12 protein-coding genes and 1 pseudogene are annotated in these 14,974 nt (G+C 67.8%); 7 read left to right on the forward strand and 6 right to left on the reverse strand.

Annotated elements, in window-relative coordinates; genetic code table 11:
- The 4 genes and pseudogenes from QRO91_RS04030 to QRO91_RS04045 all read left to right on the forward strand — a co-directional run.
- A pseudogene (locus QRO91_RS04030) lies at nt 1-138 on the forward strand (methionyl-tRNA formyltransferase); the annotation flags it as partial.
- A 3-nt stretch (nt 139-141) separates the two neighbouring features.
- Entirely contained in the window at nt 142-1,473 is a 1,332-nt protein-coding gene (gene rsmB / locus QRO91_RS04035) for a 16S rRNA (cytosine(967)-C(5))-methyltransferase RsmB (protein ID WP_049428930.1), read from the forward strand.
- A 23-nt stretch (nt 1,474-1,496) separates the two neighbouring features.
- Nucleotides 1,497-3,218: a glycosyltransferase family 39 protein gene (locus tag QRO91_RS04040; RefSeq protein WP_049428931.1), complete on the forward strand. Its 1,722-nt coding sequence runs from the start codon at nt 1,497-1,499 to the stop codon at nt 3,216-3,218.
- 117 nt (nt 3,219-3,335) lie between these two features.
- Nucleotides 3,336-4,625: an O-antigen ligase family protein gene (locus tag QRO91_RS04045; RefSeq protein WP_049428932.1), complete on the forward strand. Its 1,290-nt coding sequence runs from the start codon at nt 3,336-3,338 to the stop codon at nt 4,623-4,625.
- Here QRO91_RS04045 and QRO91_RS04050 read toward each other — a convergent pair.
- Together QRO91_RS04050 and QRO91_RS04055 are read right to left on the reverse strand one after the other, a co-directional pair.
- Entirely contained in the window at nt 4,598-5,719 is a 1,122-nt protein-coding gene (locus QRO91_RS04050) for a glycosyltransferase family 4 protein (RefSeq protein ID WP_049428933.1), read from the reverse strand. The two genes, QRO91_RS04045 and QRO91_RS04050, sit on opposite strands and share 28 nt — an antisense overlap.
- A 43-nt stretch (nt 5,720-5,762) precedes the next feature.
- Complete coding sequence (locus QRO91_RS04055) at nt 5,763-6,581, reverse strand: glycosyltransferase family 2 protein (protein WP_049428934.1); 819 nt, start codon at nt 6,579-6,581, stop codon at nt 5,763-5,765.
- On the opposite strand from QRO91_RS04055, the gene QRO91_RS04060 reads away from it, so the two are divergent.
- Nucleotides 6,580-7,638 (forward strand): CDP-glycerol glycerophosphotransferase family protein, encoded by a 1,059-nt coding sequence (locus tag QRO91_RS04060; protein ID WP_049428935.1) that lies wholly within the window; start codon nt 6,580-6,582, stop codon nt 7,636-7,638. The two genes, QRO91_RS04055 and QRO91_RS04060, sit on opposite strands and share 2 nt — an antisense overlap.
- A gap of 69 nt (nt 7,639-7,707) precedes the next feature.
- On the opposite strand, the gene QRO91_RS04065 is transcribed toward QRO91_RS04060, so the two are convergent.
- The 4 genes from QRO91_RS04065 to QRO91_RS04080 all read right to left on the reverse strand — a co-directional run bounded on the left by QRO91_RS04065 (nt 7,708) and on the right by QRO91_RS04080 (nt 11,962).
- Nucleotides 7,708-9,246 (reverse strand): PH domain-containing protein, encoded by a 1,539-nt coding sequence (locus tag QRO91_RS04065; RefSeq protein ID WP_049428936.1) that lies wholly within the window; start codon nt 9,244-9,246, stop codon nt 7,708-7,710.
- Nucleotides 9,243-9,743, reverse strand: a complete 501-nt coding sequence (locus tag QRO91_RS04070) for a PH domain-containing protein (RefSeq protein ID WP_049428937.1) — start codon at nt 9,741-9,743, stop codon at nt 9,243-9,245. Before QRO91_RS04070 ends, QRO91_RS04065 begins: the two co-directional genes overlap by 4 nt.
- Before the next feature lie 75 nt (nt 9,744-9,818).
- Nucleotides 9,819-10,955, reverse strand: a complete 1,137-nt coding sequence (ribA, locus tag QRO91_RS04075; RefSeq protein WP_100443698.1) for a GTP cyclohydrolase II RibA — start codon at nt 10,953-10,955, stop codon at nt 9,819-9,821.
- A gap of 86 nt (nt 10,956-11,041) precedes the next feature.
- Entirely contained in the window at nt 11,042-11,962 is a 921-nt protein-coding gene (locus QRO91_RS04080; protein WP_049429435.1) for a lauroyl acyltransferase, read from the reverse strand.
- A 61-nt stretch (nt 11,963-12,023) separates the two neighbouring features.
- On the opposite strand from QRO91_RS04080, the gene dtd reads away from it, so the two are divergent.
- Both dtd and rpoD read left to right on the forward strand, forming a co-directional pair.
- Nucleotides 12,024-12,464 (forward strand): D-aminoacyl-tRNA deacylase, encoded by a 441-nt coding sequence (gene dtd / locus QRO91_RS04085; protein ID WP_043034581.1) that lies wholly within the window; start codon nt 12,024-12,026, stop codon nt 12,462-12,464.
- 90 nt (nt 12,465-12,554) lie between these two features.
- On the forward strand, nt 12,555-14,408 hold the full coding sequence (gene rpoD, locus QRO91_RS04090; RefSeq protein ID WP_197650459.1) for an RNA polymerase sigma factor RpoD: 1,854 nt from the start codon (nt 12,555-12,557) through the stop codon (nt 14,406-14,408).
- Nucleotides 14,409-14,974: the final 566 nt, after the last annotated feature.

Here is a 14,974-nt window from a genome sequence, read left to right on the forward strand (position 1 = left end):
GCGCGTGGCCGCGACGGCATCGACATTGCCTGTGGCCAGGGCGCGCTGCGCCTGCGCGTGCTGCAGCGTGAAGGCGGCAAGGCGATCACCGCTGCCGACTACCTCAACGCTCGCCGCGATCTGCGCGTGGGGGCATAAGCGGTGTCCAAGCAGAACGATTTCTCCGTCGCCAAGGCGGCACCGGGCGCGGCCACGCGCATGCTGGCCGCACGCGTGCTGGCACAGGTGTTCACCCGTGGCCGTTCGCTGAAGGCCGAACTGGCCTGGGCACTGCCGAAGCTGGCCGACAGCCGCGACCGTGCGCTGCTGGAAGCCCTGTGTTTCGCTGTGCTGCGCCGTCGCAGCACGTATGACGCGGCCTTGCAGGCCTGGATGCAGAAGCCGCTTTCGGCGCGTGATGCCGACCTGCGTACGTTGCTCATGGTCGGCTTCGCCCAGCTGGACGTACTCGAACTGCCTGCGCACGCGGCGCTTTCGGCCACGGTCGATGCGGCGCGCGCGCTGGGCCGTGAGCGCCAGGCCGGCCTGGTCAACGCGATCCTGCGCCGCGCCCAGCGCGAGGGATTCCCCGAACAGCCTGCGCGCGACGCCTTCCCGGAATGGTTGGCTGATGCGATCGAACGCGATTGGCCGACGCAGGCCGAGGCGATCTTCAGCGCCAGCCTGCAACCCGCGCCGTTGTGGCTGCGTGCCAACCGCCAGCACGGTGGTCGCGACAAGGCCCTGGCGACGCTGGCCGAGGCCGGCATTGCCGCTGAAGCCACTGCACTGTGTGCCGATGCGTTGCGCCTGGCGGCCCCCGTTGCCGTGAACCAGCTGCCGGGCTTCGGCGACGGTGCACTGTCGGTGCAGGACCTGTCGGCGCAATGCGCGGCCGATGCGCTGGCGCCCGCGACCGGTGCCCGCGTGCTGGATGCCTGCGCGGCACCCGGCGGCAAGTCGGCGCATCTGCTGGAGCGTGACCCGAGCCTGCGCCTGCTGGCGCTGGATATCGACGCGCGCCGGCTGGCCCGTGCGCGCGACACCTACACCCGCACCGGTGTGGGCGAACATGCGCAGACCCTGGTCGCCGATGCCAGCGATCCCGGCGCGTGGTGGGACGGCGTGCCGTTCGACGCGATCCTGCTGGATGCGCCGTGTTCGGCCACCGGCGTGATCCGCCGCCAGCCGGATGTGATGTTCCACCGTCGCGCCGAAGACATCGATGCACTGGTGGGCGTGCAGGCGCGCCTGCTGGAGGCCTGCTGGTCGATGCTGCGCCCGGGCGGCGTGCTGCTGTATGCCACCTGCTCGATCCTGCGCGCCGAAAACATCGACCAGGTGCGCGCGTTCCTGAAGTGGCATCCGGACGCCGTGGCACAGCCTCTGGGTGACGCATTCGGCGTGGATTGCGAGGGCGTGGCACGCCAGCGGCTGCCCGGTGACAACGATGCTGACGGTTTCTTCTACGCGCGTCTGATAAAAGCAGGCTGACCCCCGCTGCCGTTTCGAGTCCCATGCTGAAAACCCACGCGTCGCGCCAGACGTGGTTGTTCGTGGTGGTGGCCCTGCTGGTGCTGGGGGCCGGTCTCGGTCTCCGCGATCCGTGGCCCTCTGACGAGCCACGCTTCGCGCTGGTGGCCCGGCAGATGGTCGACAGCGGTTACTGGTTGTTCCCGCATCGCGGAACCGAGCTGTATTCGGACAAGCCGCCGATGCTGATGTGGTGGCAGGCCTCGCTGTACGGCCTGGTTGGCCACTGGCGCGTGGCCTTCCTGCTGCCCTCGCTGCTGGCCGCACTGGGTACGCTGTGGTGCGTGGTCGACCTCGGGCGCCGGCTGTGGACGCGCCAGGTCGGGCTCTACGCCGGATGGGCACTGCTGTTCGCGCTGCAGTTCACCTTCCAGGCGAAGAAGGCGCAGATCGATCCGCTGCTGGTGCTGTTCATCACCCTGGCCAACTATGGCCTGCTGCGCCACCTGCTGCTGGGCCCGGCCTGGCGCTGGTGGTGGCTGGGCTGGTTCTTTGCCGGTATCGGGGTGATCACCAAGGGCGTGGGCATGCTGGCGCTGCTGATGATCGTGCCGGCGGCCATCGCTGCAGCCCTGCACTGGCCCCGTGTTTCCCTGCACGCGCGCGATGGCCGCTTCTGGCTGGCACCGCTGGCCTTCCTGCTGGCGGTATCGCTGTGGCTGGCGCCGATGCTGCTGGCCGCGCTGGGCACCGGGTCGGACGAGTACCGTGCCTACATCAACGACATCCTGGTGCGGCAGACGGCCCGCCGCTACACGCAGTCCTGGGACCATCACCAGCCGTGGTGGTACTTCTTCGGTGTCATGCCAGCGATGTGGATACCGGCGTTCCTGGCGCTGCCATGGGCGATCCCGGCGTGGCGCCGGCGCCTGTGCCGCCGCGATCCACGCTACCTGCTGCCGCTGGCCTGGTGGGTGCTGGTCGTGCTGTTCTTCTCGATTCCCCAGGGCAAGCGTGATGTCTACATCCTGCCGGCGCTGCCGATGTTCTGCCTGGCGCTGGCACCGCTGCTGCCCGGGTTGCTGAAGCGACGGGATGTGCAGGCGGTACTGGGAGGGTTTGCCGCGTTGCTGGCACTGGGATTGAGCCTGGTCGGGGCGCTCGCGTTGCTGGGTGATCCGCGCTTCGAGGTGAACCTTGCCCATGGACGTGGACTGCCGCCCGGCGCCACCGATGCATTGGCGTGGACGATCCTTGCGATGGGGCTCTGGGGTGGCTTGAGCCTGGTGGTGGCTGGCTGGCGTCGAAGCCATCTGGCGCTGGTATCGACCCTGGCCGTGGCCTGGGTGCTCTACGGCCTGCTCGGCTACCCGTTGCTGAATGATTCAAGCTCCGCGCGTGGTCTGATGCGTGACGTCGGCACGCGTCTCGGGCCAGACGCGGAGCTGGGGCTGGTGGCCTGGAAGGAACAGAATCTGCTGATGGCGGACCGCCGCGCGGCAACCTTTGGATTCGAGAACCGCTGGCATGAACAGCTGCAGGCGGCCGTGCGCTGGCAGCGCTTGTCCCCCCTGCATCGCTGGTTGCTGGTGAATGACGATGCGATGCAGGGGTGCATTGATCGTTCGCAGGCGGAGATGGCCGGCATATCCAACCGCCGTCGCTGGTGGCTTGTTCCCGCCACGGCGGTGTCCGGGGCCTGCGTGCCTGACCTGAAGGAGCTGGAGCGCGAGTACCGGCTGCAGGGGCCACCGGATGCGGACTGAACGAATGAGCGACAGACGTGGCCAGCCTGCATCAACCAGCGGCCTGCTCTGTCCTAGAATGAGGACCGCTCCCGGCACCGTGCCGGTCTATCGCTACCGACCTGCCGACCGCACCACGTGACTCCGCTTTCCCTGCCTACCTCCCGCACGACGGGCCTGCTGGCCGGCGCCTACGCCGTGGTGCTGGGCGCGTTGCCGACGTTGCTGATGATCACCATGGAGGGCGGCAGCGCGGGGTTCTACCTGGCGATCCTGCTGTCGGTCGTCCTGCTGCTGGTCCCCTCGGCTGCTCCGCGCCTGCTGCCCGGTTCCGCCCGGCGCTATGCGTGGATGGGCATCGGCATGGGCGTGATGCTGGCCGGCGTGCTGATCAGCCTGGGCGTGCATGGCATCTGGAAGGGATCGGAGGTCGAGAAGGCCGCGCGCCTGTTGTCGATGCTGCTGATCCTGTTCGCCGCGCTGCGGGTGCCGCGCAGGATCCTCGCGCGGGCGATGCTTGGCACCCTGCCCGCAGTATGGGCGGCAGCAGCCATCATTGGCTGGTTGGCGCTGGAGACAGGCGTGCGGCCTGCCACCCAGCAGTTCAATGCGGTGACCTACGGCGACCTGACCCTGTTGTTCGGTGTGCTGAGCCTGTTGTCGCTGGGCCTGCCGGTGACCCGTTTCACTCGCATCGAAGCCACGCTGAAGCTGCTGACCGGCATCCTTGGCCTGGTCGCATTCCTGTGGACACAGACCCGCGGTGGCCTGCTGGCGATTCCCTGCTTCCTGCTGATCGGCCTGCTGGTGATGGGGCGCCGGCTTGGCCGGATGAAGATCCTGCTGGGCCTGGTGCTGGCGGCCGGTGTCGGCATTATCGCCACCCATGATGGTGCGCTGCGCGATCGCATCGATGCTGGCGTGAGCGAGTATGGCGATTGCAGTGCCGACCACCTGGCCGATACCTCGGTCTGCATCCGCCTTCAGTTGTGGACCGCGGCGGGCTACATGATCCGCGAGCAGCCGGTGTTCGGTGTCGGTGGTGGCGATCGCTTCCGCCAGGAACTGGAACGACTTGCAGGACAGGGAAAGGTGTCGGCGATGGTCGCGCGTGATTTCGGCGAGACCCACAACGACCTGCTGTATTTCCTGGCCACCTACGGCGTGCTGGGGGGGCTTGGCCTGGTGCTGGTCTACGTGGCCCCTGCGCTGGTGTTCGTGCCACGCCTGTGGCGTGGCGACGAACGGTCGCGGTTGCATGCCGCGGCAGGGTTGAGCATCTGCGTGGCATTCGCCGTCTTCGGGGTCACCGAAATGATGCTGCGTGACATGCGAACCGCTTCGTTCTATGCCGCCTGGGTTGCCCTGCTGCTGGCCCTGTCCGAGCCGCGCCGGGCAGATCAGGCCGAGGCCAGCACCGCTTCGTAACTGGCCAGGGTCGCCCCGGCGAAAGTCTGCAGGCCGAACTCGCGCTCCGCATGGCGGCGTGCGGCCATGCCCATCGCCGGCAGCGCCTGGCGTTGTTCATACACCGCCCGCACCTGCGCGGCGATGGCGGCCACGTTGCGGGTGGGCACGACCCAGCCGTCGACACCCTGCTCGATGTTTTCCGGCAGTCCCGCGTAGTCGCTGACCAGCATCGGCCTGGCGCTGGCCATCATTTCGCGGCAGGCGAAGGAGATCGTTTCGATGTCGTTGGACAGTACGAAGCCGACGTCGCCGGCGGCGATCAGTGGCCGCGTATCGGCCAGCAGGCCGGTGAAGTGGACCTGCGCGGCGACGTCACCGAGGGCCTGCACCTGCGCGCGTTGCTGCGCGCTGGGCAGGTGCCCGGCGACCGCCATGTGCACGTGCGGGCGGATCGCGTCGGGGAGCAGGGCAATGGCCTGCGCCAGGTCGATCCAGCCCTTGTAGTCATCGGTGCCGGCGTTGCTGACCAGCAGCAGCGCATCCGGGTCCTGCGTCCATTGCCGTCGCATCGCCTGGCCGGCGTCGGCCGGCAGCGGTGCGAAGCGGTCCAGGTCGACGCCGTTGCGGACAACATCGATCGGGCAGCGTCGGTAGGGCCCCTGCTCGAGCAGACGCCCGGTGTGGGCCGAAACCGCAATCACACGGTCGGTGGCCCAGCGTGCCCTGACGGCATTGCCCAGTGTACGGGTGGGCTTGCTGTTGTGCTTGGTCAGGATGATCGGTGGGCGGCGCATGCCGAGCAGTCCCTGCATCACGAAGCGGTGGTCACGAGCACCGTTGACGTGGACCAGGTCGATGCCCTCGTCACGCACCAGCCGGCGCAGCGCGTGTTGCTCGGCCAGTTGCTGTGGCAGGGTCGGCAGGCCGCTGCCAAAGGCCATCGGCAGCGGGGTGGCGATTCCTTCCTCGGCCACCGTACGCAGCAGGCGGCTGTCGGCGGGGGCTGCGACATGGAGCGTGTGCTGGCCATGCAGGGCTCGCGCCAGCGACACGATGTACGTGGTGTGGCCGCCACCGTCGCCGTAGTGGAAGTTGGTGTAGAGGATTTTCATGGGGGATCTTCAGGCAACGCGCGGCAAGTGTGACACAGCCGGCTCAGGGCCGTTCCACGGGAGCCGGAGGATCGGCCACCGCCTGTCCGTTGCCCAGCATCCACAGCATGATGGTTTTCTGCCGTACGTAGTTGGCACGCACATAGGCATAGACCAGGCCGTGCCAGCCGTCGCGGAAGCCGCCGCGGAACAGGAAGCCGCGCCAGAACCGCCAGGCCGGGGCCAGCACCAGTTTGCCCAGCGTGGCCCGCTTGCCACGCGCGAATTCGTGCTCGGCCATCATCCGCGCGTACTTCTCGGTCTTGGCCAGCTGCTGCTGCAATGATCGATAGGGGTAGTGGATGAGATCGCCGCGCAGGGTGCCGACGCTGCCGTCGACGCTGGCCGCCTCGTGGATCTCGCGCTTGCCGCGCCAGCCGCCCTGGCGACGGTCGAACAGGCGCATCACCCGGTCCGGGTAGGCATTGCCGTGGCGCAGGAACCTGCCAAAGTATTCGGACAGGCGAGCGAAGCGGTAGCCGGCGTGGTCGGCGAAGCCGCCGTCACGGGCCTGTTCGATGGCCGTACGCAGCTCGGGGCTGATGCGCTCGTCGGCATCCAGGCACAGTACCCAGTCGTGGCTGGCCTGTTCGACGCAGAACGCCTTCTGGCTGCGGAAGCCCTCGAACACGCGCTGCAGCACGCGGGCACCGGCCGCCTCGGCGATGGCCACGGTGGCATCGGTGGACTGCGAGTCCACCACCACGATCTCATCGCAGAAGGCCAGCGAGGCCAGGCAGTCGCCGATGCGCCCGGCCTCGTTGAACGCGATAATGCACGCCGAGATGCGAGGCCGTTCGATGGGAGCGGTCGTGGAGGACATGATGGCCGGATACCTGTTGTTTGCGACGGAGCGCTATGCGCTGCCTATTCTCGCCCCGTTGGCGCAGGCCTTGCACGCGTCCGGGCAGGAAGTTGCGGCCTGGTTCGAAGGCGGCGCAGCCGGCAGCAGCTTGCCGGGGGTGCCCAACGTTGGCCTGAAGCAGGCCCTGGCAATGCGCCCGCGGGCGGTGTTCAGCGCGGCCAACTGGGTGCCGACCTTCCTTTCGGGGGCCAAGGTACAGCTGTTCCATGGCTTCAATGTGGAAAAGCGCGACAGTGCGCGCGGCCACTTCCGGGTGCGCGGCATGTTCGACCTGTACTGCACGCAGGGGCCGGCCACCACCACGCCGTTCCGCGAGATCGCGGCCCAGCAGGGCCACTTCGCGGTGGCCGAGACCGGCTGGCCGAAGCTGGACCCGCTGTTCCGCGATGACGGTGGCGAGAGCGCCGCACTGCGCGCGCCGGCCGGCGACCGCCCGGTGATCCTGTTTGGTTCTACCTTCACCGAGCGGCTGAGCGCGGCCCCGCACCTGCATCCGCAGATCGCCGCCGATATCGCGGCCGGTGGGCGTTACTGGCTGCTGACCCTGCATCCCAAATGTCCGCCGGAACTGTTCGAGCGCTACCGCGCGCTGGCCGGTACCAATGCCCGCTTCATCGAGCCGGAGCAGGTGATGGCCGCGCAGCGTGCCGCCGATGTGCTGGTGTCGGACACCTCGTCGATCGTTTCGGAATTCATCGTCCAGCACAAGCCGGTGGTGACCTTCCGCAACCGCGTGCCGAAGCCGCACATGATTGATTTCGACGACCAGGCACAGTTGCCGGCGATGCTGCAGCGCGCGCTGCACCCGGACGCCGCGCTGCAGGCGGAAATCGTGCGCTACGCCGATGCCATCCACCCGTACCGCGATGGCCTTTCCAGCGAGCGCGTGATCGCGGCCACCGAGGATTTCCTGTCCGGTGAAATGGGGGCGCTGCGCCGCAAGCCGTTCGGCAGCTGGATGCGCGACCTGCAGATCCGCAAGGATCTGGGCTACTGGGGCCCCTCGCAGCGATGATCGGGGGGATGTAGAGCCGAGCCCACGCTCGGCTCTACAGTAGATCCACGCCATGCGTGGATGCCCGCATCACCAGCGCAGCTTGCGCCGCGCCAGCGCGGCCGCCAGTTGATCCATCGCCTGCTGTGCCTGTGCCTGCGGCAGATGATGCAGGGTGAGTGCCACGTCGCCATGTGCACCGGCGGTATCCAGTTGCAGGCTGCTGGTGCCCAGCAGCTTGTCCAGCGGTGAACGCTGCAGGCGCAGGCCCTGCACCTTGTCCAGCTCGGCCCAGCGCCACCAGCGTTTCCACCAGCCGCCGCGCACGGCCACATAGTGCTCGTCCAGATACCAGCCCATGCGCGCCATCTGCCGGTGTGCGACCAATAGTGCGACCGGCAGCCAGGCCAGCACGACCAGGCCCCAGGGGCCCCAACGCCAGTACGCGGCGACGGCCAGCAGTGGCACCAGCAGCAGCGCGCCCAGGCACAGCCGCCACCAGCCGCGCTGCGGAATGGACTGCCATTGCGCTGGCGGCCAGTGCAGCTGGGGTAGCAGGTGCTGCACCAGCTGTGTGCAGTGTTCGCGGGTTGCCAGCGGCGCCAGTTCGCGCAGGGCGCGGTCCTCATCACGCGAAGGGCCACCGGCGGCACTGTCGATGCGCAGCTGGCGCAGCCCGAACCAGCGCTGCAGGGTGCCTTCGCGCAGGGTCCAGGCCTGTATGCGGCGACGTGCCACGCTGCTGCGGGTGCGGCTGAACATCCCGGCCGACACCGTCAGGCGGCGGTCCTGCTCGACGAGGGTGAAGCCGTGGTAACGCAACAGGGTCAGCACCACTGACAGCATGCGCAGCGCCAGCCAGCCCAGCAGCAGGGCTGCCGCCACCAGCAGGAAGGCACCGGTCACGCCGGGATGCAGGTGGCTGGCATAGCCGAAGGCCTCACGGCCGCCGCGCTGGATGGCATCGTCCATCACCGGCCGCGGCACCGTCTGGAACAGCACGCCGAACGCGGCCACCGCCAGTGCCCAGCCGCGGTTGGAGAGCAGTCCCATGCGCACCACGTCCCAGCTGGACAGTCGCAGCAGCACGTGTTCGCTGTCGACGTCGGCAATGGGCGGCGCATCCACGGCGTCGTCGGCCTGCGGCGCCTGCCCGCGCTGGCGGACCAGCCGTTCCAGCGCCAGTGCCTGGTCCAGCTTCAGTACCCGCATCTCCGCTTCCGGGCGCACACCGCCGGCCGATTCCAGGCGCAGCTCGGCCACGCCGAACAGGCGGTGCAGCGGGTTCTGCCGCACTTCCACGTTGTGGATGCGGGCGAACGGGATCTCGCGGCGGTTGCGCGCCAACAGGCCACTGCGCACGGTGATCGCGTCGCTGCCGATGCGGTAGCGGTAGCTGAGGTACTGCAGCACCGACACCAGGACCAGCGCGGCAATTGCCGTCAGCGGAATCAGCTGCGCCCACATCGGATCGCGGTCGCCGCGCTGGCCGAACACCAGCAGCGCGACCAGCGGCAGCAAATAGTGGCGCAGCTGCATCAGCAGCACGAACAGCCACGACCACGGGTGCAGCCGGTGGTCCTCGGTGCCGGCGGGCAGCGGTGCAGGCAGGGGGGGCGGCAGGCTCACAGGGCGTCGGCGTCCTGGTCGAGCTGGTGGGACAGGGTGTCGCGCAGGCGTTCGGCGTCGGCTTCGTCCAGGCCGCTCACGGTCACCGCACTCATGCGGGTGCCGGCGGTGTGCACGATCAGCGTGGCCAGGCCGGCACGGCGCTCCAGCGGGCCCCGGCGCAGATCGAGATGCTGCACTCGCGAGAGCGGGATACGTGTTTCCAGCTGCCACATGAGGTCGCGGCGCAGGCCCAGGCCCTGTGCGTCCAGCCGCCAACGGGTGCGGACCAGGCGTCGACGGCCCAGCCATGCGCCAAAGGCGATTCCCATGAGCAGTCCGGCTGCAGCGGTCCACAGGCCACCGGGCAGATCGAAGAACCACGCCGCCGCCGCCAGTGGCAGGCCCGGGATGAACAGGCCGCCAAAGGCACCTTCCAGTGCGGCCAGGCGGGCCGCACGTTGCGGCAGTGACTGCCAATCGGTGTCGGGTGGTGCAGGAATCGAGGCGTCGGTCACGCGGGCTCCGTCAGGCAGCAGGGCGGGCGGTAGCGGCCATGGCCGCACCGCGCAGACGGTAGCAGGTCGGCTGCGTTACTGGGCAGCCTGGATCAGCGCATCGACATCCAGCAGGTGGCCGGCGCGGTCGGCCTTGGTGCGCAGGTAGTGCTCGTTCTCGGCGGTGATCTCGCCGGTGACCGGAATGCAGTCCAGCACCTCGATGCCGGCGTTGCGCAGGCGCTGCGCCTTGGTCGGGTTGTTGCTGAGCAGGGCCACGCGGGTGATGCCCAGGCCGCGCAGCATCGCCACCGCGCTGCCATAGCGGCGTTCGTCGGCACCGAAGCCCAACTGCGCATCGGCGTCGATGGTGTCCAGGCCGTCGTGCTGGTAGCCATAGGCGCGCATCTTGGCGGCGATGCCGGTGCCGCGGCCTTCCTGGTCCAGGTACAGCAGCACGCCACCGCCCAGATCCTTCAGTTTGCGCAGGCCGCGCCGCAGCTGGTCGCCGCAGTCGCACTTGAGTGAACCGAACAGGTCGCCGGTCAGGCACGAAGAATGCACGCGCACCGGCACCACGGCCGACAGATCCGGCTCGCCGACGATGATCGCGACCTGGTCTCGCTGCGCCACGCCGCCGCGGAAGACTGCGAAGGTGGTCATGCCGACGTCGCGCAGCGGCACTGGCGAACGCGCCACCAGTTCGTAGTCGTGGGCCGCATGTGCTGCGCCTTCGGCCAGGTCGCACAGGGCCACCTCGGCCGCACCGTCGAAAGTATGGTCATCGACGTCCAGACGCACCGCGACCATCGCTGGCAGCAGCAGGCCCAGGCGGGCCAGTTCCACCGCGCCGGCATCGAAGGCGTCGCCGGCACTCCAGCCTTCCGGCATCGGACCGGGTTCGCGCAGGTAGCCCAGCGAGGGCAGGGCATCGAAGGCCACACCGCTCAGCGGCAGGCGCGCGCCCTGCGGTGCCTCCACGCCGAGCACGCGGGCACGGGTGGCGGTCAGGAACAGATAATGGCGCTCGCGGGCGGCAGTGGCGAAGGCGGCGAAGCTGCTGGCCGTGGCGCTGTCCAGCGCGATCACCGCCAGGCGCTGGCCCTGGCTATCGTGGAGCAGCACCGGGCGACCGGCACGCAGTTCGGCAACCGCGCGCTCGCAGCGGATCGCGGCCGGATCGCCGAACAGGGAAGAAGCAGCAGACATGGCAGGACCGGGGGAGGCGGACATCGCAGTCTCTATGGGGGCGACGGCGTCGTATTCAACGTGGTGCGGCCGCGGGTAGCAGGGACCGCGCGGCCCGGGGCGCGAGGCCGTCAGTGGGGATGCTCTTCGGTCGCGTAGGGATCTTCCTCATCGCTGCCCGGTGGCCGCAGCGTATAGCGCTTGTAGGTCCACTGGTACTGCGCCGGGTCGCGGCGGGCGATGCGTTCGATGCCGGCGTTGAGGGCGGTGGCCGCCACCAGCGGGTCCGGATCGGCCACGGCCGGGTCGGTCGGCTCGATGTGCAGGGCGAATTCCATGTCCGGCCCGATGCGTTCGCACCAGCCATAGAGCACGGTGGCGCCGGTGCGTTCGGCCAGCCGGTTGACCAGGGTCATGGTCAGCGCCTGCACGCCGAAGAACGGCACGAACACGCCATCGCCGGCCTTGGGCTGCTGGTCGGGCAGGATGCCCGTGGCACCGCCGTCCTTGAGCACCTTGAACAGTTGGCGCACGGCCGGGCCTTCGGCGCGCACCTGCTGCACGTTCTGCCCGCCGCGCACCAGCTGCAGGAAGGCATCGCTGGCTTCGTCCTCCGGCGGCTTGTAGACGATGGCGATCTGCCCGCGCGAGGCCAGCCACTGGTTCAGCAGCTCCCAGTTGCCGTAGTGCGGGGCGGCCACGATCACGCCCTTGCCGCTGGCCAGCGCCGCGTCGTACAGGGCCTCGCCATGGCGCTGCTTCAGGTGCAGGCGCAGGTTGTCGGCCGGCGTCTGGCTCCACAGCCGCAGCGTTTCGATGGCCTGCAGGGCGGTGGAGCGCAGCAGTTCCCGGTGCAGGCGATCGCGGGCAGCGCCGTCCAGCTCGGGGTAGGCCAGCTCCAGGTTGCGCCGGGTGACACGGCTCTCGCGGGCATTGAGGGCGATCCACGCCCACGCCAGGGCGCGCGCGAACGCCCGCAGCAGCGGCCAGGGCAGGCGGGCGAACAGGGTGGTGGCGCGGTAGACCAGCCGGGCTTTGCGTTGCGGATTCATCGGCGCCAGTTTAGCCAAGGGCGCTGCTATCGTGGCCGGCCCTGTTCATTGGAAGCCCACGATGCTCGTCCTGATCCAGCGTGTCAGCCAGGCCGCCGTCCATGTCGACGATGAGGCCGTGGGGCAGATCGGGCCCGGCCTGCTGGCCCTGGTCGGCATGGAGCCGGGCGATACCGAGGCCCAGCTGCGGCGGATGGCCGAGCGCCTGCTGGGCTACCGGGTATTTGCCGACGAGGCCGGGAAGATGAACCGCTCGCTGCGCGATACCGGCGGCGGCCTGCTGCTGGTCAGCCAGTTCACCCTGGCCGCCGACACCCGATCGGGCATGCGGCCGAGCTTCACCACGGCCGCGCCGCCGGACGAGGCTGAACGCGGGTTCAATCGTTTTGTCGAGATCTGTCGTGAAAATCACGCGCCAGGGGTGGAAACGGGCCGATTTGGTGCCCATATGGTCGTCAGCCTGGTCAATGACGGTCCCGTGACCTTCCTTCTCAGGCCCTGAGCCTGCGGGACCACCGCCCGGCAGGCGGGGCCCCGGGCTGGTATAATGCTACGTTCCCTATTTCTCCCTAGCCGGTGGCGCGAGCACTACATGGCCAACGAACGTCCTGCCCAATCCGAAATCAAGCAACTGATCAGCAAGGGCCTGGAACAGGGCTACCTGACCTACGCCGAAGTCAATGACCATCTGCCGGACGACATGGTCGACCCGGAACAGATCGAAGACATCATCGGCATGATCAACGGCATGGGCATCGATGTCCATGAAGTTGCGCCGGATGTGGAAACCCTGCTTCTCAACGATGGCAACACCGGCAACCGCGAAGTCGATGACACCGCGGCCGAAGAAGCTGCCGCCGCGCTGAGCGCGCTCGACACCGAAGGTGGCCGTACCACCGACCCGGTGCGCATGTACATGCGCGAAATGGGCACCGTCGAGCTGCTGACCCGCGAAGGCGAAATCGCCATCGCCAAGCGCATCGAGGAAGGCCTTTCGCAGGTCCAGGCTGCCCTGGGCCAGTTCCCGGTCTCGGTCGAGTCGCTGCTGACCGATTACGAAGCCCACAAGGAAGGCAAGAAGCGCCTGGCCGAAGTGATCGTCGGCTTCAACGACCTGTCCGACGAAGAGCCGGCACCGCCGGCCGCCGCTGCCGATGACAGCAGCGATGCGGACGCCGAGGGCAACGAGGACGAGGACGATGATGTCGAGGGTGGCGAGGAAGAAGCCGCACCGACCGGTCCGGACCCGGAGGAAGTCGCTGCACGCATGCAGGCGTTGAGCGATGCCTTCAACGCCTTCAAGAAGGCCGCGACCAAGGGCGACAAGAAGAACCTGCCGCGCCTGCGCGAAGAGATGTCGGCGGTGTTCGTCACCCTGAAGCTGCCGCTGCCGCTGACCGATGTGCTGACCAAGCAGCTGCGCGACACCATGGCGTCGATCAAGGCCCATGAGCGCCGCGTGCTGAACCTGGCGACCGTCACCGCGCGCATGCCGCGCAAGGACTTCATCCGTTCCTGGGAAGGCAACCAGACCAACCTGGAGTGGGTGGAAGACGCACTGAAGCGCAAGCAGAAGTGGTCGTCGGCCCTGCGCGAAGTGAAGGACCAGATCATCGCCGAACAGCAGGCGACGATCGACATCGAGACGCTGACCCAGCTGGACCTGGAAGAGCTGAAGGAAATCAGCCGTGCCATGGCCTACGGTGAAGCCAAGGCGCGCAAGGCCAAGAAGGAAATGGTCGAGGCGAACCTGCGTCTGGTGATCTCGATCGCCAAGAAGTACACCAACCGCGGCCTGCAGTTCCTCGACCTGATCCAGGAAGGCAACATCGGCCTGATGAAGGCGGTGGACAAGTTCGAATACCGTCGCGGCTACAAGTTCTCGACCTACGCCACCTGGTGGATTCGCCAGGCGATCACCCGCTCGATCGCCGACCAGGCGCGCACCATCCGTATCCCGGTGCACATGATCGAGACGATCAACAAGTTGAACCGCATTTCCCGCCAGATGCTCCAGCAGTACGGCCGCGAGGCTACGCCGGAGGAGCTGGCCAAGGAAATGGACATGCCGGAAGACAAGATCCGCAAGGTGATGAAGATCGCCAAGGAGCCGATCTCGATGGAAACCCCGATCGGCGACGACGAGGATTCCCATCTGGGCGACTTCATCGAGGACACCAACGTGGAGTCCCCGATCGAGAACACCACCAACATCAATCTGTCTGAAACCGTGCGCGACGTGCTGGCCGGCCTCACCCCGAGGGAAGCCAAGGTGCTGCGCATGCGCTTCGGCATCGACATGAACACCGACCACACGCTGGAAGAGGTCGGCAAGCAGTTCGACGTGACCCGCGAGCGCATCCGCCAGATCGAAGCGAAGGCCCTGCGCAAGCTGCGTCACCCGAGCCGCTCGGAGCAGCTGCGCAGCTTCCTGGATATCGATTGATATCGGGCGGTTGTTGAAGCGTTGAGAGAAACCCCGCCTGGTGCGGGGTTTTTCTTTTTGGGGTGCCTGCGCTTTCTGTAGAGCCGAGCCATGCTCGGCTGCTGTTCGCGATGACGTATCCGGCGGGTCTTCTTAACTGGCGTCGGCTGCTTGCCGCACCTTGTGACGCAACTGGCCTGAGAATTGTTGAGGCCTTCGCTGCGATTCGCTGCCGTGGGAAGTGGTCATTCAGCCGAAACCCCAAGTGCCTCAATGAAATGAGTAGCCGGATGTGAGTGATAAGCGCACGCAATGTCGCATTCACCAATTGAAGCCTCTAGCCTTCCTTCCACACAGTCCTCCGCAGGTGATCAACACACCGTCGTAGGCGGACTGTCTGCTGCAACAGCAGGCAATCCAAGGTCAAACCGCAACTCTCGCCATTGCGGTGAGCCAAGGGTTTCTGGCCGGGTGGCGCGCAGTCATACAAGACCCTGCAAGGGGGAAAGCTGCGGGCGGCCCTACGACCGTGTTGAAGCGCCCGGTCGCCTCTCTCAACAGGAGGCGGAAGAGGTTCGACGAATCGT

This window comes from Stenotrophomonas maltophilia group sp. Smal32 (assembly GCF_030237085.1).
Lineage (GTDB): Bacteria > Pseudomonadota > Gammaproteobacteria > Xanthomonadales > Xanthomonadaceae > Stenotrophomonas > Stenotrophomonas maltophilia_Q.